Source organism: Blautia sp. AM47-4 (assembly GCF_003479865.1).
In the GTDB taxonomy this organism is placed as follows: Bacteria; Bacillota; Clostridia; order Lachnospirales; family Lachnospiraceae; genus Fusicatenibacter; species Fusicatenibacter saccharivorans.
The window spans coordinates 1-21,981 of the sequence record NZ_QUHY01000037.1; the positions used below are offsets into that span (position 1 = coordinate 1).

18 protein-coding genes and 1 pseudogene are annotated in these 21,981 nt (G+C 38.3%); 4 read left to right on the forward strand and 15 right to left on the reverse strand.

Annotated features, from left to right (window positions below):
- Positions 1-275: 275 nt before the first annotated feature.
- From DW965_RS16615 to DW965_RS16630, 5 genes are all read right to left on the reverse strand, one after another.
- Positions 276-455, reverse strand: coding sequence for a hypothetical protein (locus DW965_RS16615; RefSeq protein ID WP_028086473.1), 180 nt, complete (start codon positions 453-455; stop codon positions 276-278).
- A gap of 124 nt (positions 456-579) precedes the next feature.
- A complete protein-coding gene (locus tag DW965_RS16620; protein WP_243004563.1) occupies positions 580-1,587 on the reverse strand; it encodes an ATP-binding protein in 1,008 nt (335 codons plus the stop codon).
- A gap of 30 nt (positions 1,588-1,617) precedes the next feature.
- A complete protein-coding gene (locus DW965_RS20175; RefSeq protein ID WP_243001899.1) occupies positions 1,618-2,001 on the reverse strand; it encodes an AlbA family DNA-binding domain-containing protein in 384 nt (127 codons plus the stop codon).
- Positions 2,002-2,140: 139 nt separating this feature from the next.
- Positions 2,141-2,314, reverse strand: coding sequence for a hypothetical protein (locus tag DW965_RS19210; RefSeq protein ID WP_158565955.1), 174 nt, complete (start codon positions 2,312-2,314; stop codon positions 2,141-2,143).
- Between the two features lie 23 nt (positions 2,315-2,337).
- Complete coding sequence (locus DW965_RS16630; RefSeq protein ID WP_243004562.1) at positions 2,338-3,021, reverse strand: 8-oxo-dGTP diphosphatase; 684 nt, start codon at positions 3,019-3,021, stop codon at positions 2,338-2,340.
- 356 nt (positions 3,022-3,377) lie between these two features.
- Here DW965_RS16630 and DW965_RS16635 point away from each other — a divergent pair, with 356 nt between their 5' ends.
- On the forward strand, positions 3,378-3,701 hold the full coding sequence (locus tag DW965_RS16635) for a MobC family plasmid mobilization relaxosome protein (RefSeq protein ID WP_117761217.1): 324 nt from the start codon (positions 3,378-3,380) through the stop codon (positions 3,699-3,701).
- Positions 3,668-5,038, forward strand: a complete 1,371-nt coding sequence (locus DW965_RS16640; protein ID WP_117761215.1) for a relaxase/mobilization nuclease domain-containing protein — start codon at positions 3,668-3,670, stop codon at positions 5,036-5,038. The genes DW965_RS16635 and DW965_RS16640 overlap by 34 nt, the downstream gene beginning before the upstream one ends.
- A gap of 76 nt (positions 5,039-5,114) precedes the next feature.
- Here the strand turns inward: DW965_RS16640 and DW965_RS16645 are convergent, their stop codons facing one another.
- The 10 genes and pseudogenes from DW965_RS16645 to DW965_RS16675 form a co-directional block, all read right to left on the reverse strand.
- On the reverse strand, positions 5,115-5,846 hold the full coding sequence (locus DW965_RS16645) for a pilin N-terminal domain-containing protein (RefSeq protein ID WP_119198616.1): 732 nt from the start codon (positions 5,844-5,846) through the stop codon (positions 5,115-5,117).
- Positions 5,831-6,711 (reverse strand): annotated as a pseudogene (locus tag DW965_RS22290) (class C sortase). The gene DW965_RS16645 and the pseudogene DW965_RS22290 overlap by 16 nt, the downstream one beginning before the upstream one ends.
- A gap of 97 nt (positions 6,712-6,808) precedes the next feature.
- Positions 6,809-8,308 carry a SpaH/EbpB family LPXTG-anchored major pilin gene (locus DW965_RS16655; RefSeq protein ID WP_243036668.1) on the reverse strand — a complete coding sequence of 500 codons (1,500 nt, stop codon included), beginning with the start codon at positions 8,306-8,308 and terminating at the stop codon, positions 6,809-6,811.
- Positions 8,202-10,190, reverse strand: coding sequence for a Cna B-type domain-containing protein (locus tag DW965_RS20180; RefSeq protein WP_243036664.1), 1,989 nt, complete (start codon positions 10,188-10,190; stop codon positions 8,202-8,204). Before DW965_RS20180 ends, DW965_RS16655 begins: the two co-directional genes overlap by 107 nt.
- Positions 10,191-10,288: 98 nt before the next feature.
- Positions 10,289-11,404 carry a hypothetical protein gene (locus DW965_RS20185; RefSeq protein ID WP_243036665.1) on the reverse strand — a complete coding sequence of 372 codons (1,116 nt, stop codon included), beginning with the start codon at positions 11,402-11,404 and terminating at the stop codon, positions 10,289-10,291.
- Positions 11,404-13,143 (reverse strand): hypothetical protein, encoded by a 1,740-nt coding sequence (locus DW965_RS20190; RefSeq protein WP_243036666.1) that lies wholly within the window; start codon positions 13,141-13,143, stop codon positions 11,404-11,406. Before DW965_RS20190 ends, DW965_RS20185 begins: the two co-directional genes overlap by 1 nt.
- Positions 13,144-13,223: 80 nt before the next feature.
- Positions 13,224-16,493, reverse strand: a complete 3,270-nt coding sequence (locus tag DW965_RS20195; RefSeq protein ID WP_243036667.1) for a hypothetical protein — start codon at positions 16,491-16,493, stop codon at positions 13,224-13,226.
- A gap of 36 nt (positions 16,494-16,529) precedes the next feature.
- A complete protein-coding gene (locus tag DW965_RS16665; protein ID WP_117761205.1) occupies positions 16,530-17,975 on the reverse strand; it encodes an Rrf2 family transcriptional regulator in 1,446 nt (481 codons plus the stop codon).
- A 273-nt stretch (positions 17,976-18,248) separates the two neighbouring features.
- A complete protein-coding gene (locus DW965_RS16670) occupies positions 18,249-19,907 on the reverse strand; it encodes a PucR family transcriptional regulator (protein ID WP_117761203.1) in 1,659 nt (552 codons plus the stop codon).
- 298 nt (positions 19,908-20,205) lie between these two features.
- Positions 20,206-21,081 carry a tyrosine-type recombinase/integrase gene (locus DW965_RS16675; protein ID WP_242998507.1) on the reverse strand — a complete coding sequence of 292 codons (876 nt, stop codon included), beginning with the start codon at positions 21,079-21,081 and terminating at the stop codon, positions 20,206-20,208.
- A 217-nt stretch (positions 21,082-21,298) separates the two neighbouring features.
- Here DW965_RS16675 and DW965_RS16680 point away from each other — a divergent pair, with 217 nt between their 5' ends.
- Both DW965_RS16680 and DW965_RS16685 read left to right on the forward strand, forming a co-directional pair.
- Positions 21,299-21,679, forward strand: coding sequence for a helix-turn-helix domain-containing protein (locus tag DW965_RS16680; RefSeq protein ID WP_119198617.1), 381 nt, complete (start codon positions 21,299-21,301; stop codon positions 21,677-21,679).
- A 136-nt stretch (positions 21,680-21,815) separates the two neighbouring features.
- On the forward strand, positions 21,816-21,981 hold a 166-nt coding region (locus tag DW965_RS16685), incomplete at its 3' end, for a transposase (protein WP_442857833.1).

A 21,981-nucleotide genomic window follows, 5' to 3' on the forward strand; every position in this document is an offset into this window, starting at 1 on the left:
TTTGAGCAGGTTCATGGCTTCTTTTTACAATATAAGCATATCAAAAAAAGCAGAAGATATCTAATCCATTTCGGAATAAATATCTTCTGCTTTTAAGTTAATGACATTGCATAAATACAGGCTTTCGGCATTTTAGTCCGTTACTCGAACTCCTTTGCGGACTGCGTTTCATGACACGCAAAGGCTGTTATTAGAGGTTTATATTTCGAACATGTGTTCTGTTTTTGCGTTTTTCGCACCGCTTATGAAGAAATAAACTCCAAAATAACTCCATTTTACTCTTTATTATTTTGTTGTTCTTCTCTTGCGTACAGGAGATCCAATGCCTGACATACAACACCACTCATGCTCTGATAGTGTCTTTCTGCATACTCAACAAGTCTCTGTTTTTGTTCTGGAGTCACCCGTACTCGTATGTTTTCTTCTTTGCCATCTTTTGGTGTTTTTCTAGCCAAACATATCACTTCCCTTCCACAAGTACAGTTTACTACTGATTACTACAAAATGTCAATCTATTTTTGTTATTTATATATATATTCTCTTGGACTAATCTTGAGTTATCTTGGACTAATTTACTTCTCACTCCTGTAGATCTTTATCTACAATCTCCCAGTAACCATTCTTTGGAGATCCATGTCTTATAAGAATACCATACTCTTTTAACTTCTTAATATTGTTCTCAATATTTCGACTGGCAACCCCAATTTTTTCAGCTAACTTAACTGCTGATAATTGATGATCTTCTGAAAGTAACTTTATAATCTTTTGCTGTGTATTGTTGAGGTCTGTTCTCCACACTACCTCCGATGCTTCTCCGATGCTTTCTTTTCCATTTGTCATCGGAAATGAACTACGGAACAGCTCTACCCGAAACATATTATCGAATTCCTGAAATCTCGGCTTCGAAAGTCCATACTCTTCTGCAGCATTAAGGATTCTTTTTATTCCGCTTCCCCATGCTTCTACAAGTCCCATCTGACTGAATATATTGGCAATGCCTTTATTCCGGATCTTCGAATGACCATTCATGACTTCCTCATAAGTTAATCCGTTATATAATCCACCCGTAGAAGTCACCTCCAGTCTTTCATCATAAACTGCGACCTGAATACAAGATTCATCCAACAGGTTACGGTGACAATGGGCGTTAATGATCATTTCCCTGATTGCTTCCGGTGGTAGCTCATATTTCTCTTTTCGCACCAATCCGTCAATTGTTGCTCCAAGTCGAATATTTCTCAATACAAAATCTACTGCTTCTTCGATTTGTGTATAGATTGGTCCTATAAATTCTCTCTTATCAAGAAATACTGCACGATCTATTCCCTTGAATACCGCACATTGGGTTTTAGAAAATGAGAAATAATCTGATGTCAGCAACGCATAGGCATTCGTTGCCAGAAGCTGTCCCTCACTCTGCTTTAAGATCTTCCAGTTTATCAGCTGCTCTTTCTTCACAGAATGCTCTGACATTCCTGCTTTTTTCCGGAACTTTTCAATATCCTGGCAAAGTTTCTCTGTAGCTTCTTCTGAAACTGGATATCCTACACAGGTAAGTTCATCCCAGGAGATTCTGTCTCCTTCCATCTCCAATTCTTTTATTTTCTCTGAAAATGCCTACCTTGATGTACCTGCAACACGGATATAAGTACCATTATCTTTTCCCTTTGATTTTAGATAATATGGTCTATTCTTTCCTGCTTCTACTGATACAACAATAACTGTTTTCCCGTTTACCGTCTGCGGCTCAATATCAGGAATGATCTGTGGCACACAGGAATCAGAAACTGCATTGGCAATTCCATCCATCAGCTGAAACAACACATCATTTTCCACACCAACAATCTGGTGTGTTTTATCATCTACTCCAAAAATCAGCTTGCCACCTTGTGTATTGGCAAAAGCTACGATTGTCTTCATGTACTTTTCACTTTTATCAGGTAAGGATACCTTGTACTCAATATTTTTCGATTCCCCGGAAAACATAGTATCTTCTACCATTCTTTCACTCCTAATCTATACTCGCACCATTGGTGCGAATAATTCTATTTCCAGAGTAAACCTCTCTGGATCATTAACACTATTATACATTCTATCCTTCTTTTCTAGCAAGCAAGAAAACAAAACAGTTCATTTTTTCTTACCATTTTCTTCTGTTCTTTTTAGATGCCAGATAAAGTCTCGTCATCTCATCCATGAAAGTAGTTTTGTCCTCATTGTTCATAGTTCCACTGGCAAATAAAGCAGCTGCCTGTTCAAGAATCTTCCTTGCCTGTTTAGCACCAGAATATTCACTTGGCTCATCATTACCCAAGCACACATTTCTCATATAATTCTTTAATACAAGTCTCCCACATATCCATCTGCTTCCAGATGCATATAGCACTCATCCACCTTCTCTGATTCCAGAATCCGCAAAACGTGTTCCATACCTGTAGCAAGTTCTTTTGTTTTTAACTCTTCCAGCGGAATCCAATAAACTCTTCCTTCCTCAGAACTCTTTAATTCTCCGGTAAACTTATCCGCTTTATACAGGGTAATAACATAGTGCACTCCGCTCTTATGCCAATGATATAATCCTCCAAGCTTCGGTGCTTCAACCCTAAGTCCTGTTTCTTCCCAGACTTCCCGAATCATAGATTTCTGAAAAATCTCATTTGCTTCTACGTGACCGCCTGGAAAAGTTGTACCGGTATAGCTATCATTTACTTTATCCAGAGCCAGTACATTTCCTTTATGATCCTGAATCATACACATATTCATAAAACAGACCTTCTCAATCCGACTCTCTTCTTTTTCATTCAGAGATTTTCTGACATGTTTGTTGATATCCGATCGTTTGGATTTATAATGCTTGAAGACCTCTCCATACGGAATCCAAATTTCTGCATCTTCAATTTTTTCATAAACAGAATCCACCACTTCTTCCAGATGTTTGTCACTCGGAAAAGTACATTTTTTCATATAATAATCTCTGGTTACCTGAAACATCCATTCTGCAATCTTTTCTTTCTGCTTCATTTTTAATTGGGAATACTTCTTATTCGTTTGCAGTAGTCTCCCATCTATCATCTTATGGTTTTTCCGTGACATCGGTTTGACCTCTTTTCTTCTTTTTCATTCAGATTTTACTATACCACAGAATCATGCCTGCGTCATACTTCTGAGCTTCGATGTCCTCTTTTTCTTCTCTCAGTACCTTATTTATAGAGGAATCTTTTTAAGGACTCTCTTCCGGCGGCTGTGCCACCGGTAAATAGCAAGGACAGGAAGTGAGGATACACTTCCGGGAAATCCCAATTTAGGGTACCCTGCCCTAAATTGAAAAACGCTGAAAGCAACGATACTACTGCCCTCTCAGAAAGGAGAAACTGCTAATGGCTGAAAGAAAAAGAAACAAAGAAATTCATTTTTATGTCACCGAAGAAGAAAGGAAGCTTATCCGCAGAAAGATGATAGAGTCAAAAACTAAAAACATGGGAGCTTATCTGCGAAAAATGGCAATCGACGGTTACATCGTCAACACCGATACCACTCCACTGAAGAAACAGTATGAGGAAATGCACAAGATTGGTGTAAATATCAACCAGATTGCAAAAAAGGTAAATACCACCGGAGATCTATATCCGGAAGAAATGCAAGAATTGAAAGAGATGGTAAAAGAAATATGGCATATCTTAAAATCTTCCCCATTAAAGTAACAGACAAGAAAGCTCTGGACTATATTACAAATCCAGATAAGACAGATGAAAAACTTTTAGTTTCCAGTTTTGGCTGTTCCCCGGAAACTGCAGATCTTGAATTTTCTATGACAAGAGAAATGGCAAAAAAGAATGGAATGGACAAGGGCGATAACTTGGCATTTCATCTGATCCAGTCATTTAAGCCTGGAGAAGTTGATGCCGAAAATGCCCATCGCTTAGGGCAGCAATTTGCTGACGAAGTACTGAAAGGAAAATATGAATATGTGATCAGTACGCATGTTGATAAAAATCATATCCATAACCATATCATCTTCAACGCCGCAAGCTTTGTTGACCATCACAAGTATGTTTCCAATAAGCGGAGCTACCATAAACTCTGCAGAGTCAGTAATCGTATCTGCCATGAAAATGGACTTGCCACAAGCATGCCAACCGGAGAAAAAGGTAAAAGCTATAAAGAGAATATGGAATATCATCGTGGCACCAGTTGGAAAGCCAAGCTACGTGTTGCAGTTGATAAGGCAATCTGGACTTCCATCAACTATGAGGAATTTCTACAAAAAATGCAGTTAGCCGGATATGAAATCCGGCAGGGAAAGCACCTGTCATTCCGTGCACCGGAACAGCAGAACTTCACTTATATGAAATCTCTCGGAAGCTATTATTCCGAAGAAAATGTTCGCATCCGTCTGGCTAAAAATCGTAGCAAAGTAAAAACTCCAAGACATCTGTCCAGAGAAGCTCGCTTGTATATCAATATCTCCACTTATGTCACAACTGGAAATCGTGAAGGTTTTGAACGATGGGCAAAACTCAATAACCTGAAAGAAGCGGTTCGTACCTTCAACTATCTTTCCGAAAATAACTTGCTGAATTATGACGATTTCAGGCAGCATGTATCTGACATTGAAGCTTCTATGAAAGTTGCCGACCAAAGAATAGCACAAATCAACAGTGAGCTGAGCACGCAGAAAGTCATTCAGAAACACTGCGATTCTTACCGGCTTTGTCGTAAAGTAATTGAAGATTGTAAATCTGCTAAAAATCCAAAAGCATACCGCACCAAACATCAGGCAGAATACCAGCTCCACGATTCACTAAAAAAAGAGCTTCAGGATCTGGGTGTTACCAAAATCCCTAGCTCTGAGAAAATCCAAAAGCGGATTGAACATCTTGAATCTGAACAGGCTGCTACTGTCCGAGAAAAACAGGAATTGCAGAAAAAACAGAAGACACTAGATATCATCCAACAGAATTTCACAGCACTGCTCAATGCTCCTCAAATATCAAACAACGATATCAATCGTACCGTTGCACCACCACTTCAACATTAATATTAGAAACGTTTTAAACCATATAACACAAGAAAACTGATTCCACCGCAATGGATCAGTTTTCTTTAAATAATGCCTACTTCATTTTTCTCTTTTTATATAATCCTACAATCAAACCAAGACTAACAATCGCTATTAAAAACCATGCAACTATATTTGTTATATCTCCGGTTTTTACCGTATTTATTATTTTCTGAATAGTATTTGGTTTATCTGGTTTTGAAGGTGACGGATCCTTTGGCTTATCTGGATTGCTCGGTGGTGTTTCTGGTGAAACCCATTCAGCCTTTGGTTCTATCGTTACATTATATTCTACATTCCCATTGATTTCAGATGGAATATTAACAAGGAATGGCGCAGATTCAAATTTATCTGTACCACTTTCCACATTTCCAATCTGTGCAATCAGATAAATTCCTTCATCCAATCCTCCAAAACTCGTGCGTCCCGAACTATCTGTTTCTTGCATTAAGCCGGAAATATCATTTTCCTTCGCAAATGCAAACAATTGTTTTGCCTGTTTTTCTCTTGCTTCTGCACTGGTATCTTGTAATGATATACCTGAATCTTTAAAACTATCTTCCCAGACCAGCTCATCATTTTTCATATATTGAATTGGAAATATTGAGAACTTTGCTCCGGAAAGAGTCACTTCTTTATCCGAACTATTTCTCCCCTTGTAAATAATTTGAATGCTTCCTGTTCTGCTTCCTGCTTCAGCATGGATTGTTGAAATATCTATAAAACTACCGACAAGAAAAAGCATAACGAATAAAATAATGTGAATACTTCTTATCTTCTTTCGCACCTTACTTTCCTCCTTTTTCTATCTCGTATACTATAAATTACAGCAATCAGCAACCCTATAAAAATTACTATAATTGTTACAATCAGCACTTTAGCAGTAAAAGATAACTCCGGTTTTATATTTGTATCCGGCTCTTGCTTCGTTGCCTCTTCATAAGGTATTCTCTCTCCACGTACTAAAAGTCTGTGTGTATTGATTGCAAATGGTGTACAAGTAACAAGTGTTGCATAATCCTTGCCTGGTTCAATAGATAACCCATCTGTCTCTTCCGGTAAAACTGTTAATATCTGATCAATCTGATATGCCAGTGTTTCATCTAAAACCTTAATGTAAAAAATATCCCCTACTTCCAGTTTATCCATATTGGTAAATAGTGTCTTTGTCGGAAGACTCTATGTCCGGTCAGAACTGTATGTGTACTTTCTCCACCAACTGGAAGAGATGTACCCCAAAAATGTCCGACACCTGCCTGTAGCACAGCTTCACTTGTTCCATGATAGATTGGAAGTTCTACATTAATCTTAGGAATGCGAATGTATCCCATCATTCCAGAACCATCTACATTTAACAGGCTCTCATAACGAGCATCTATTTCCACATCTTCCTGCGAAAATGGATCAATCAAATCAATATTTCCCAGCATTTCCTTATTGTATGCTCTCGCATCTTCCAGCATTTGCTCTTTTTCTGCCTTACTTAACTTTACGCTTTCCTCATCATAATAGGATACAACTTTGGAACCATTCTTTTCATTCAAATAACTACTAAACGTTGGATATAACAATACGGAGAATGCAACCAAAAGCACAATCAGACGAATAATATCTTTTATTGTTACCTTCTTTTTTTTCTTCTTACTCTTCATTTCATTCTCCCTGTTGTTATACTTGGAATTGCGGTTACCTTCCGTGGAAGATAACCGCCAATTCCTTAAATATTATCTTATATCTCTGGTAAAATTATTATGCTTCTTTTCTTTTGTCACGGATGAAGCTTACTGCTACACCGAATACAAGAAGAGCTGCGATTACAGAAAATGCAATTGCTCCACGTCCACCAGTGGATGGAAGAAGGGAACCAGTGCTGTTCTGAATATCGATGATTTTATCATTTTCTGGAGTTTCATTGTTATCTTTTGTAATAGTCCATTCAGTGTCGCTGGTCTTTTTGATTGTGACCTTAACTGGAGCTGACAGCTTGTTATAACCATCTGGTGCCTGTGTCTCTTCCAAATAATAGATTCCTGCTGCCAGACCGTTAATGTGTAAATTGTAATTTCCATCAATTGCACTTGCAACTGTTACCATTTCGTCAATTGTATCTGCTGCACTTTGATCAGCTGCATAAGTGTATTCACCATCAGTATTTTCTACATCTTTTGTTACTTTGATTACTGCATTTTTATCGATGTTACCATCTGTAGTTGAAGCATACAGCTTAAAGTGTGCCCCTGCTAACATAATATCTTTTGTGTCTGTTTTCTTTACATCCAGTGGATATGTAGGTGTTACAACTTCAGACGGTTTTGTTCTTCCTGTTGCATCTGTACCTGGTTTATTGCTATATTCTAATGTCGCACTATTCTTTGTTTCAACAACTGCATTTTTGTTTACTTTTGCTTGATAAGTAACTTCGATTTTAGCTCCTGTAGCAGCTGTTTTCACTTTTTCAGATAAGTCAATTGTCATATTTCTTTCGTTATCCTTAGAAATTGCACCTACTACATCATTATAAGTTGCTTCTCCAATTTTAACTGTTACAACAACGTTTCCTGCTTCATTTGTTACAAAATCCAAACCATTTGTTAATGTATCGTGGATTTTATATACGTAATTGCTATAACCTGTCATATCAGGAACCTGTCCTGTAATTGTATAAGTTACAGTCTGTCCTACGTGAACTGTAGTTGCATCTTTATCTGCTGTTTTTGTAATATCTGGTGCTTGAGTTTTTAAGTTCACTGTTGCTGTTGCACTGACTACTGGAACTAATGAAGACTGAATTTCTTTTGTACCAGTCTGGCAAACCAGATAGTAACCAAAGTCTAACCCCTCAACATTAAAAGTTGTATCTGTTGCATCTTCATCAAATGATCTAGTACTTGTTTCCTTAATCATTTGGTCTGGATGTTCTTTATTATACTTTAATAATTTTTTTGTGAAGTCATTTGCAAATTTCTGCGTATTCGTTCCATTATTAGTATCTGTAGCTTTCTTCACTGCGTCATAATATCCCTGATCTGTTTTATCAGTGAAACCATCACCTAAAACTTGATCCAAAATTGGTGTGTACAGACTATTTACTTTGTAACCATAATTAGAACCGCTGACTGTCATATCAAATAATTTGTAGATATTAACTGTCTGATTTGCTAATGTCTGTCCATCTTTTACATTTACTGTAAGTGTGCCTTTTGTTGCTCCTTCTGCGGCAAATGCTGTGACAGACATAGCCATCATCATAATCGCTGCCAGCATTAATGCCATGATTTTTTTCATTCTCTTCATGTCCTTTATCTCCTTTTCTTGAGAATTTTTTTTTATAGTTTTTCTGCTTTTTATTTTCCTTGCATTTTTTATATCTCATTACGAAATATACCAGGAAAAGCAGAACAGCTATCAGGTAAATCAAATAGCTTCCGTATCCTCCGGTATCCGGAAGACCTGGGAAATGTCTATTAGTTATTGTGAAGGTAAATCCATCTTGCGATTTATCTATCGTTGTTGTATAACCATCCACTTTTGCTTCTGTGATGGAATACGTGTAATAATAAATATCATCTCCAACTGTCTTGTATGCTGGAAGTTTCTTTATCACCTCCTGCCACTTAGATTTATCGCTGGAACCTTTTATGGTGTAACTATCGTAACCCGAAACTGGTTCTGTGTGTTCTATACTGCTCGCATCTGTCCAGGTACGTGATATTGTTACCGTGATACTATCTGGTCGTTTATGATCAAAATTGTTTAAATCCTTCCAGATTTTATTGATTGTCAGCTTGATGTACTCATCACATGGATCCTGCGACTCGGATGGTTCCGGTGTATCACTATCTCCTGTGTTCAGTGTTGTTTTTGTATCTGACATCAATACTGCTTTTGCTGGTGATTCATAAGCTTTAAGCTCTGCTGTCGTAGACGAAGTATCATCTGTCAGCTTTGCATTTTGCAAAGTTTCATAGCTTTTTATCGAATTCATATGACCCAGCGTGTAAATATCCCATCCACTGGAAGTATCTTTTTCATAGCTTAGATTCAGCTTGTCTGAACCCTTTTTGATTTGATCCAGCGCTACATCCAGCTTTCTGTAAATACGGTAATTATTATTCTCGCCTTCCACCTTCTCCTGTGTGTTAGCTTCATATACAGAATCCAACTTACTCTTTCCGCTAAATGGTCCAACAAGATCTTTTGTTCCACGAACCACATCACAGTAATACATGTTGTTGTTCTTCAAAAGTCCTTCATCGTTGAATCCAACAAAGCCACCACTTCGTCCGTCTTTAGCATCACCATCATTGTTATTTCCGGCTCCACCGGCATAGACATCATATCCTTGACTGACACCGTAGACATTACTATCTGTGATTTTTGTTCGATTCGCCTTGATCAGACTCACACTGATATTGGATTTGGCATCATTATCATTCAAAAGTCCATTTTCATCGCATGGAAGTTTGATGGATGAATCTCCAATCGTAATAATTGCAAGGTCTGTCTGTTGATTGTTATCCGTTGACTTTTTTGAAAGTCCTACAGAAATATCCAATCCAAGCAGATTTACATGAAGCAGTTTGCCATCATACAGCGCATCCACTTTGATGATTCCAAGATTAATCTTCAGAAGATCGGAATCCTGGATTTTATCCAGATATAGTGCTTTTACAAGTTGATTAACAACTGAGAATATTACATTCACTGCTCCTGAATCCAACTTCAAATCTGCAAGATAAGCGAAACTTGTTCGTCCTGCAAATCCACCGGCTGTTCCACCTGACGCTACCTGTTTCAGTCCAATTTTCTGGTTTGTCTTGTCACCTGCTGTACAATTCGACATTCTTGCAAGATTTGCATATCCGATAAATCCTCCGGCAATCTGCTCTTCTCCATTTGTACTCTGCACAGTGTAACCCTCATCAGTTCCTGTAACTGCACAGTCATCAATGTGAGAACCAAAAATGTCCATAACTCCAAGAGCTCCACCCAGTAACTGTCCTGTATTGTCTCCAATAACGTCTATCTTGTCTGCCTTAACTACTCCACTCTTTCCAGAATAGCCGACAAATCCTCCGACACTATTTAAACCTCTTACATTACTTAATTCTGTTACTTTACTGTTTTTCACAGAACCATTTAACAGTGAGCCGCCAAAACCTCCGGCCGTTCCGCTATAGGTAACCTGATTGTTCTGTCCGGATTTTATCGCTGTGTTTGCGCTGACACTTAAGCCAGCATCCTACTTCCACTTACAGTTCCGTAATATACATAACTTCTAAACGCATCCAGCACATCGGTTCTTCCAAGCTCTAATAATTTATCAAGGAGCGAGGTCTCATTTCCTGCACTGATATTGGCAACTCCGGCCACGTCAGCAACACCAAAGCATCCTCCGGCATATTCACCTGCGACTACGGAACGGATATTCTGTACAGAAACTCCTGCCTCTTTCGTACCCTTCTCACCGAGTACAGTTCCTTCCAGATTTCCGGCAAATCCTCCGGCTGCTTTTGCATAAGAAGTGTTATTACTTCTACTTGCGTAAGCACCATTTACGATGATTCCCCAGTCATCCCAGGATTCCACATCCGCATAACGGATAGTTGCGACTGTGGCATTTAATACTTTTATCAAATCTGTCGGTGTACTTAACAGTTTATTCAGAAGCTGGCTAAGTAATCCTTCTCCTGCAGTAGGATCCACTGTTGCTACACTTCCTGGTCTGGAGCTTCCGACAAATCCTCCGACATAGCTTCTTCCGTCAACTCGTCTCAGCTTTGTGACCTTGCAGCGTGCATCATTTTCGCCCCAGATCTGCCCACCGATCAGTTTTCCTACATAACCTCCGGCATAACCACAGGTATCTTTGTCATCTACACCTTCTGACTGGACAATCAGTCCACTCTGATAACCCTCTACCGAAGATTTCTTGATTACTGGCACAAAGACATTAAGTACCTGCAGCATTTGTCCTAATTGCAGATTAAGACCGAGGATATCAACTCCTCCAAGCTTTGCTGCTCCGCCGTTTATCATTTCCCCTGCAAAACCGCCGGCACATCGAAGTCCTTTAATTGTCTTCGCCTGATAAGCCTGTCCATTTGTAATAGTTCCGGTCTGCATTGATCCGACATAGCCACCGGCTGCTCCGCCATTTGCCAGTTTTGTCTCATCTCGGTAATTGACTCTTCCTGCTACAACATTGTATCCGTAAGCATACTTTCCTATGATTGCATCCAGTTCAGCCTGATTACTTACTGTTCCATGCTCCGCAAGATCACTTCCGTAACCACCCTTTTTTCCGACAAACTCCACCCATTTATTCCAGGTTTCATAATCCATCAAGCAAGTGGTCCGTAAACTGCCGTATTTTCTTCCGTCGGATAGACAACACTAAGAGCTCCCAGGATGTTATCTACTTTTACCAGTCCCCACAACAAGGACAGGTTTCCGGTACTTGCCGTATCTGCTGACTCCATAAGTCCTGTGAAGCCACCAGCAATTTCTTCTCCGTATACCGAGCGAATCCGGACTGCTTTGCAGACACTTGTTGGTCCGGTATAGTCTTTACCTTTCCATTTCTTTGTATTGTTTCCCCAGATGTGACCACCTTCATTATGTCCTGCATAACCTCCGGCCATACCTCGTTGTACCTGTGTTGTGGAATCAGCATCTGCACGAACTGCACCACCACAAGGAATACAAGTCGTAGAGCTGTTTCTGATCGTCGGTACAAAGTCCTCCGCTAATGATGCCAATGTATCTGACACATTAACAAGATCATCTAAGATACCAGTATCGCCAAGGACATTTGCCACATTTCCTGGCTGCAAGTCTCCCACATAACCACCGGCTGTAATCTGGCCAATGATATATGAGAAGTTATTTGCGTTGGAATTCTGAATGTGTCCACCGGAAATCTTTCCGGCAAAACCACCTGCATCACCAAGTATGTCATTTGCCGATGCATCAGATGCTGTATTTTTCCAGGTCGCTTTTACTGCAAAACCTCCAACATTTCCTGTAACATCAGAATGTTCTATTGTAGAAACAACGACATTCAATGCATCCAGCACATGATTGATTCCTATCGATTTACCAAGTACGCTCAAACCTTTTCCAATTGAAGCCGCAGAACCAATATCCATATATCCGATATATCCACCTGCATATCTGGCACCGGTTACTGCATATGTGCTTTTATTTTCATCATAGTATGTTGGTGCTTCATTTGCTTCCAGATCCTTCGGTTCCTTTACAGTAGTATGCTTCAGATTCGTAACATCACAGTAGCTTATCTGTACACCGCTTCCGTAACCGATAAATCCTCCGGCACTTCCAGAATTGCTATCGTCTGTTTTCATTTTGTTGGCAGTAACAGTAAATCCGTTGTCTGACTTGACTCCTGCATACTGCACATATGGAATGTAGGCATTGATCAGGTTCAGCAAATCTCCGACATTAATATTCAGCCCCTTGATACCTCCAAGAATGCTGATTCCACCTCCAGCATCTGCCAATGCTCCGGAGTAAACATTTCCGCCAAAGCCTCCGGCATAAGACTGCCCGTTTACATGATCCAGATTATAGACAGAATAATAGCTACCTTCTCCTGCGCCTTGGTTGTTAACCGTTCCACTCTGGAAGTTTCCGACAAAACCGCCAGCTGTATCTGCAGCAACTCCGCCTTTATCAACATAAGTAACCGTGCACTCTGTATAAGAAGGAAGCAAGTACGTGACAGCACCTAACAACTTATTTGCATTTAGCAAAGCCTTGACATCCGCTTCACCAGCTACATCTGCAAGACCTCCGGTCTGTGAAGAACCTACAAATCCTCCTGCAAAACCATCTGTATCATTTGCTGTTACTTCTTTTAAATTTTTCACATCAGACTTAATGATCTCACAGCTGTTACTCTTTCCGATGAAACCACCGGCTGTATAATCCACTACTTCGCCATTGGAATTTGCACCTGTTGCTTCTACAGTCATGCCTCCTGCGATGCCATTTACATGAGCTTCATTGATTTTAACTCTGACACCTTCTGCCACAGAAAGCAGATTTCCTACTTTCAGCAAATTGTTTAGTCCTAACAGATTCAAAGTCAGTCCGTTTCCACCAGCCAGATCTCCCGGACCTGCACAACCGATAAAACCACCTACTCTGTTTTTGCTGTAACAGATTTTACCTGATTCAATGTTACAGTATCCACATCTCCACCGACAGCTTCACCAATCGCTCCGCCGGCGTAGTTTTCTTTTGCTTCTACTGTATATCCATCATTTACTCCCGTCACTGTTACATGATGCACAGTAAATCCAAGGAAGTTTCCGATTCCAAGCGTATTATTTAAAAGTCCTGTGACATTTGCTGTTGTTACACTTCCGGCAATACCCCCGGCACGATTTTCACTTGCCGTAACTGTTTTTAATCCTGTGAGCACATTATCTCTTTGGGCTACACTGCTCGCATCTCGTCCGCCATGTTTCCAATACGGAAGTTTATTTAAATATTCGGAACTGGATTCTGCAATATAGACGCCATCACCACCACCAAGAATACCACCGGAATAGCTCTTACCAGCCTCAACTGAAACTGATGAACAATCCATGTTACATCCCAGGATTGCTGATGGTGCAATTCCTACAAGTGACAAGAGCATACCTGCTTTTTCCGGATTACTCGACAAAAGACCTGTCAACAAGTCTTTCACTGTTGTTAAAAGGCTTGCATCCTTGACTTCTTTATTTCCAAGGTTTGTAATCCATCCAACTGTTGAAATACCACTCACACCACCGGCATAACTTCCGCTTGCTTTAACTGCAATGCTTCCGCTCACTCCGCAATTGACTGCATAGCTGTTTGTCTGTGCTCCTACAATACCACCTTGATAATTTTCACCAGATACTGAGACATTACATCCTGTCAGATTGCAATTTAACAAGATACTCTGTGGCTGCATTACTCGAATAAGTTCAACACCTACATCACTTAACAAACCTCGGATTTCTGCATCTCTGCTGATTCCTGCAAATCCTCCGCCGTATTCTTTTGCCGTTACAGAATAACTACTGTTTTTCACGGAGCAGTCAAAGATTCTTGTTCCTACCTGCTGTCCTACAAAACCACCTGCATAATCTTTATCCGCAGCTCCGATAGTTCCTGCCAGATTCTCTACATGACAGTATTTGATATTTACATTTTTGTATCCAGTAGGGATTAAACTACCAACCGGCAATGCATTGTCCAGAAGAATTGTGATCAAATCTCCAAGCCCAAGTCCCGGAATTGCATTTAACAATGATGATAATGCATTCACCGTTACTCCAAGAGCTTTTGACAATCCGTCATACTCTGTTACACCTTCTGTATAACCGACAAACCCACCAGTACGATCATTAATATTCGAAACACTGACTTTTCCTGTCACATCACAGTTTTCAATGGAAACATCACCCACTAGCCTTCCGGCGAATGCACCTGCTGCATAAATCGTCGGATCCTTTGCTCTTGCATTTAAAAGTGCTGATAATGTATCTTGCAAATTCAGTTTTACGCTTCCAAATGATAAAACTCCTACTAATAAATCAACTACACCACCTACAAGCCATCCAAGTCCCGATGTAAGTCCACTTATTATGGTCTGTGTATTTTTATGTTTATTCGTGTTATTTTGTACATTTACATTTTGTAATTCCAGGTTTGATACGGAAACCGTTCCGGCGCTGACACCAATGTTGTTTACATTCACCTCATTCGTAATTGTTCCAAAAAATCCAATTCCTATATACTTAGAACCATCCATTTCTTCTGTCTGGTTCACATTCACATTAGAAATTACAGGTTTTCCAGTTGCCAAAATAGAATTTCCATCCGTAAGTGTCGCCTGTCCATCTGCTAACTTTGCACCTTTGATGTCCCCCGACACCATAAGCGGTGTCCACAGATCATCTTCTTTATTTGAGTTCACACCATCCTTGGATAAGTCAATATCTCGAAAAATGATGTAATTTGCATTGGATGAATATTTTAAACCACCATATTCTTGCTTTAACTTCATCAGACTCGCTGTTTCATTGTCAGGTAACCCTTGGTCGTTAACGCCACATAAACTACCAGTTCCTACTGTAAGACCACCCAATAATGTCCCTAACAGTCCACCTACTCCCTTCAACAGACCCGTAACAATATCATCGCTTGTCAAATCGACATCTGCCAGCTTATACTTACCATTATCTTTATAATATAAATACGAGTTATCACCTTTCACTGTATCTGGCTTTTGTTGGAATCCAGAAAGATGGGTAGTTGCCCCTTCTGCAGCAACAGCATCAAGTCCAAGATCCGCATCGCCTGGATAGTATGGTGTGTAGAAAGGCTTTCCGCCAAGTAATCCGCTTACTAACCCCTGACGGTAATAAACATACAGTCTCGGAGTTACGCTCTTATTGCTTCCAATCGCCCGCAACTGTGACTCATTTCCGATCAGAATATATTTCTTCCCGGAAACTTCTACATATAATTGTCCCGGTTTTGTTCTTCCATCTGCATGTTCACCATCTAGCCACTGAACTCCATTCGCTGATTTTTCTGTCAATTGATCTGCAACCAGTTCTGGCTTATCCGAATTAAACTTCTGCGATAACACATAATTATGAGACTTACTATAAGTCAGATACTCCTGATCTTCTCCATCCGGGTAAATCATCTGCCCCATACCAAACTGTGGTGCATCATAATCTAATGTCATAACAGGTTCTGTTTCAGATTCTTCCTGTGCAAGTACCATTAACTGATATGGATTATATATGTAGATTGTATCCGTTTCCTTATCATACAGCGTTGGTGTTTCGTTTTCTTCTAGTTTCGTACCTGTGATAGTTCCGGTAAAGGAATCCGGTACTAACCACATCTGTTCCGAGTTCATCTGGATGTCATTCATCAAAATGTACTGAGCATCTGCACCGTATTTCAGCTCTGTGCCTTCATTCTTTACTACTTCTCCAGAACCAATCTTTCCATCCTTATCACCTGTGTAAATATAAGCATCTGAACCAATCTGTTTTAATTGTTCATAATTATAAATGCATATTTTACTATCCTTATAATAAGCATCTATATTATCTGTTGATTCCGCTTTAACATTTCCACCGGACGATTCCGATTCGTCATTTTTCGAGTTTTCACTTGTTTCCTCCGATATCTTAGATTCGGATTCCGTGGTGCCATTTATTTCATCTGAAACTGTGGATTCGGTTGATGCTTCATCATTGCTCATATTGGTTTCATCAGAAAGGACCACTTGACTCGTGTTGGTACCTGATGGATTCAGATCTGCCGCATCCGCAATATTCACTTGAGAAAATAAGATAGCTATACATAATATTACTGCGATAATTCTGTTCTCTATCCTTCTTTTTTTCTTCATATCTGGACCTCTAATCTTTTGCCTTCATTTGTTACTTTAATTTTGCCTTTTTAACCAGTTTTGCTGCTTTGCTGCCTCCTGAAAGCATTGCATCAGCTGATTGGAAAATGCTCCGCATTCACCATTTGAAATCATCCGTATCGCCTCTTCAGGTTCATACTTTCTTTTGTATGGGCGATCATTGATCAATGCATCGTAAGCATCAACAATTCCAACAACCTGTGCACACATTGGAATCGCATTCCCTTTTAAACCGTCCGGGTATCCTGATCCATCATATCTTTCATGGTGATGTCTGCATATTTCATAGCTATATTGATTCAGCTTTTCCGTTGTTATCCCTTCTGGGAATCTCTGGGTCATCGCTGCACCTACTAATGGATGTTGCTTCACTACATTCATTTCTTCATCCGTCAATTTTCCATTTTTATTTAAAATTTCAAGTGGTACTTTTATCTTTCCAATATCATGAATCGGTGCCAAATGAGCTACTGACGCTATTTCTTCATCCGTAATCCCGTATTCCGGATATTTTTTCTGCAATTGAAGATATACCTGTTTCGTATAGAAACTGATATCGTCTTGGTACCCTGTTTCAACTAAATGATTATGATTCAATACGGTAGTTAAAAGTGATACCATATCCCAATACTGCTTTGCCATATCCTGTTCTTTTTTTATGAGTTCACGTTCCATCTTTATAACTGTGTTCTGGATAATCTTCTCATTATGCAAGGTAATAATTGCAGTATTCTCATTTACATCTATATATTTTTTTGCTTCCATCCAAACATATGCATTCTTATCTTTTCCAGTAATTCTGCGATACGGAAGATCTTTTTCCATACATCCATCAACTAGTCTTTCTTCTAATCCTTCACTTGATAAGAAGTCATGAACCATTTTTTTGTCAGAATCATACACGTATCTTTCTACATATTGGCTTATGAACTCTTCATAGCTTTCTGCTTTTCTCACTTTCTCATACACTTCACGGATATGTGAATACACACATTCGTAGCTTTTTTCCTTTAAGTTCAGTTTTAATACAACATAAAACCGTCCAAAATATTCATCTTCTCCAGGGCGGATAACGTCTGAAACCTTTACACTCTCTAATTTATTATTGTATGTATTCTGCAGACTCAACAATATTTTATGTATCTTGCAGGTATCTTCTAAATTTCCGGAACAAAAACGATCTTCTTCCAAACAACGATTAATTGCCATTGTTTCCTCTACACACGATATAATATCCATTAAAGAAATGTTCTCCGGTTGTTTTGCCAGCATATAGCCACCATTTGTACCTTCACAGGCAGTGACTATTTTTGCATTTTTCAGTTTTTTCGCTATTTTAGGAACATAATTAGCAGAAACATTTAGCTTCCGTGATAATTCTGATGTAGATACCATCCGTTCCTGTGCTGCTAAGTAACACACAATTCTAATTGCGTAATCTGTTGAATTTTTTAGTTGCATCGTTATCCCTCTAATCTAAACCCTGCAAGGTCTTAGTTTGTATCAAAAAAATACTATCCTCTGTAGCAGTGATTCTTTTCCTGAAATATTTTCTCATCAGTTTCCCAATTATACAGATTGAAACCGGTTAATATAATGTACAATCAATGAAAATATTTATCCGTTTTTTTGTAAAATCTGTTCCATTGTATCGATATTCTCCATTAATATCTTTTTATGAACTTCGTTCAAAAAAAAAGAAACCATGCCTCCACACGATTTCTCTTTCTTTTTCTATTCTATTTCTTTTAACATTTTATAAATAATCAGACCATTACTGACTGCCAGCACTTCATTTGCATTGTCAAAATTAATTCCAGAAATTTGTTTTATTTTTTCAAGTCTGTAAGATATCGTTCTATAATGAACAAACATTGCACCTGCAGTTTTCTTGATGCTTTGGTTATTTCTAAGATACATCTGCAAGGTTGTAATCAATTCTCCCTTATGTTCATCCTCATATAAATATAATTTCTTTAATGTTTCCGGAATGCATCTTTCCAATTCCGTCATATCATCAACTTTGCCGAATATCTGGAAAAATCCGAGGTTCGAATAATGTACTACTGACTTATTCTTATCACCAGTCACCAGGCGGATAATCTCAATATACTTGATAGCCTGACTTGCTTCGTAATAAGATTCTTTCAATCGTTGATACCCTTCCACACTTTTTCCTATACCAATCTGAAAGTCTGTATCTTTCTTTCTATAAAGGATGCTTCGCTGGATAACCTCCTCTATTTCTTCCATCTCTTTCTGATATTCCAGTTCTGTCTGATTGGAATCTACCTGTTGAATCATAACAATCTGATCCATATTTCTGTAAATAAGCGCATCCGGCAAAAGATGCATCAATTCACCCTCGATAACACCTACTTCGTGAAGCTGTTCTTTTGTATATTTTCTTTGTACATTTTTTGTGATGGTATGAAAATCAACAACCCTGTAAGTATCGCTTTCTTTCATTCCGAGCTGTGCTGCCGCTTCAGTCATTTCTTTCGAACTCAGTAATCCATTCAGAATATTATGGATAATATCTCTCTGATACTTCTTTTTCACTTCATCCTGTGCAAATTCACTCAAAAATTCATACTGCAAGTTAATAATCGCATTCTCGATTGCCATATAATCAAGTTCTATCAGTTCTCTATTTTCTTCTGTTATTGTTATATATATATCCACCTCACTCAATATGGCAAATTTCACTATATATTGAACACAGCTTCCTTTCATCTGCTTCATATATTGAAATTTCGTAATAATATTGGGTTTATATGGCTGAATTTCATCTGACAATATTAACTTGGAGTTATCCAAGTTTGTTGAAACCATACAATTAAGATTACCATAATACAATACAACAGGATTCTCGATCATGATGCTTAAAAATTTGATAATATCACTTGCTGTATTGCTTGATCCATTATTTTTTAAAATAAACGTATTAAAATTATCATGTGTAATTTTAAAATACTTTAAGCGTGCAGTGTCTTTATCGAATACCTGCATCATAACATGACGGATAATTCCCCAGTAATATAAATCTCCTGGAATTTCTACCAGAGGAATTTCATATTTTTTGCAGTGTTTTTCTAATAAACTCAATCTGCGTCCTGTAGGATCATATTCTTTTCTTTTCTTTACAATGAATCCACTTATATCACTTTTAACTAAATCTTCAAAATGCTGCTCTACTTCTCGATCACTGCATGATAAATATACCTGAAGACTGGTTATGAGTATTTCACCACCCGTCAGGTATCGCTCCATATCTTCAATTTCGATTATTCGAATGCCTTTCACTTCCAAATCTAGACCTTTTTCACCGCAAAGCAGCTTCATTTTTGGAAATTGTTCTGATTCAAGTAATTTTCTTACAGTATATGCCATCGTTACTCCTTATCCATTGCCAAATCAATACAACATAATATCTGTTATGTTGTTTATGGACAGATTAAGTTTCGTACGATATAATGTTAAATAACACCCTGCTATCTGTTATGCTGTTCATATTACATAGTTCCTTTCTGATTTTTTGGTAGCTGTGCCCTATTTAAGTACCGCTCTTGGTAAATTGGCTATAATCTTTATTATTTTTATTGCTTAAAGTTCTCTTTTAGAGAAAATGAATGACTTGCAGAAATAGGGTAGAACAGGTTAATAGAGGCACTGTACAACATAACAGATATTATGTTGTACATTCCAATATTTCCTGTTCGACAATCTTATCCAGCTTCTTTTGGAACACTGTTTCTGTAGTTGCTGTATATATTCTCGTTACATTGATACTGCTATGTCCAAGTAAATCAGCAAGACCTGTAATATCTTTTGTCACTTTATAATAAATTCTTGCAAATAGATGTCGAAAATTATGCGGGAATATTTTTGATTCTGCTACTCCTGCCTTTTCTTTTAATCGTTTCATTTCTCTCCAAATATTACTTCTGTCTTTTAACTTCCCATTTTTCGTGACAAATATCCAACCTTCTGCTATTTGGTTATTATGGCAATAGGAAAGAAGTTTCCTTTGCAATACCTTCGGCAAAAAAATCCTTCTATACTTTCCTTTATTATAAATCTCTATCTTTCCAGATTTTACACGCTCCACTGTAAAAAATTTTATTTCGCTAATCCGAATTCCTGTACATGCTATTGTTTCAATACACAATGCAAGCTGTTCTTTTCCTTCTGCCATAGCTGTTGCAATCAATTTCCTGCATTCTTTTTCTGTCAATTCTTTCTGATCCTGTAAAAAAGGCTGCTTCTGCACTTTTATTCTTTTCACTTTCAGCTTTCCTACATTCAAAAATTCCAGGAACTGATTCAAGGCGGCAAGCATTGAATTAACACTATTGACAGCATATTTTTGAGCAAGCCATTCTTTATATTGCAACAATACTTTTTTATTGATCCGCTTATCATCTGCCAAAAAAGATAAAAACTTTTTTATATCTGCCATATATTTATTGATTGTTGCCTTTGCATTTTCTTTCTGGTATAGATAATCTGCAAATTTTTCTATCTCACTTTCTGATAGCTCTATTGAAAAATCCATCTGTTCCATAATCATAGTCCTCCTGAGAATTCATTTTCTTTCATTATAGCTGTTCGCTTTTTTGTATTCCCATACACTACTTTTTCTACTTGTTATGCATCCAAGATTTTTCAATATTTATCTCCGATTATATATCGTATTGTTGATTTTAGTCAACAGTAGACGCTTATTTTTATCATCTATTGTGGATATAATTTAACAATACGAGAGGAGATGTCTTATACTAATGTCGGATAGCGAATTATGTTTACAGGAAATCGGAAAAAGAATTATGGATCGTCGAAAAAAGCTGGGACTCACTCAAGAAGCACTTGCAGAAAAAGGGGAAGTCACTACCCAGTTTGTTTCTTATGCTGAATCAGGGAAGCGAGCAATGAGGCCTGAAAATCTGCTAAAAATCTCCTCTGCTTTAGAAGTAAGTGCCGATTATTTACTCACTGGTGAAATTATAGATAAGGATCTGTTGATTCTTTCAGATAAGCTCCGTCGACTCACTCCTTCACAGGTACGCACAGTTGAAGCTATTATAGATGAATGTAACAACCTTTTTAATCAGAAAGAAATTACCCTTCTCTCTCAAAAAGAATGGAAGCTACTAAAACAGTAACTTTCCATTCCTTTTTTGAGAGGATGAAACTTTTTCTGTAAAATAATGTTTATAAGGTTCTTCTATGATACAATAAATATCATTAGAAGGGCCTTTTATTATGGCAAGACAAAAGAAACCTGTACATCGTGTACAAATGACAGAAGGAAAACGAAACATCATCCATCAGCTCCTGGAAGAGTACGATATCCATTCTGCAGAAGACATTCAGGATGCGCTCAAGGATCTTTTAGGCGGCACCATTAAGGAAATGATGGAAGCTGAAATGGATGATCATCTTGGTTACGAAAAATCCGAACGCT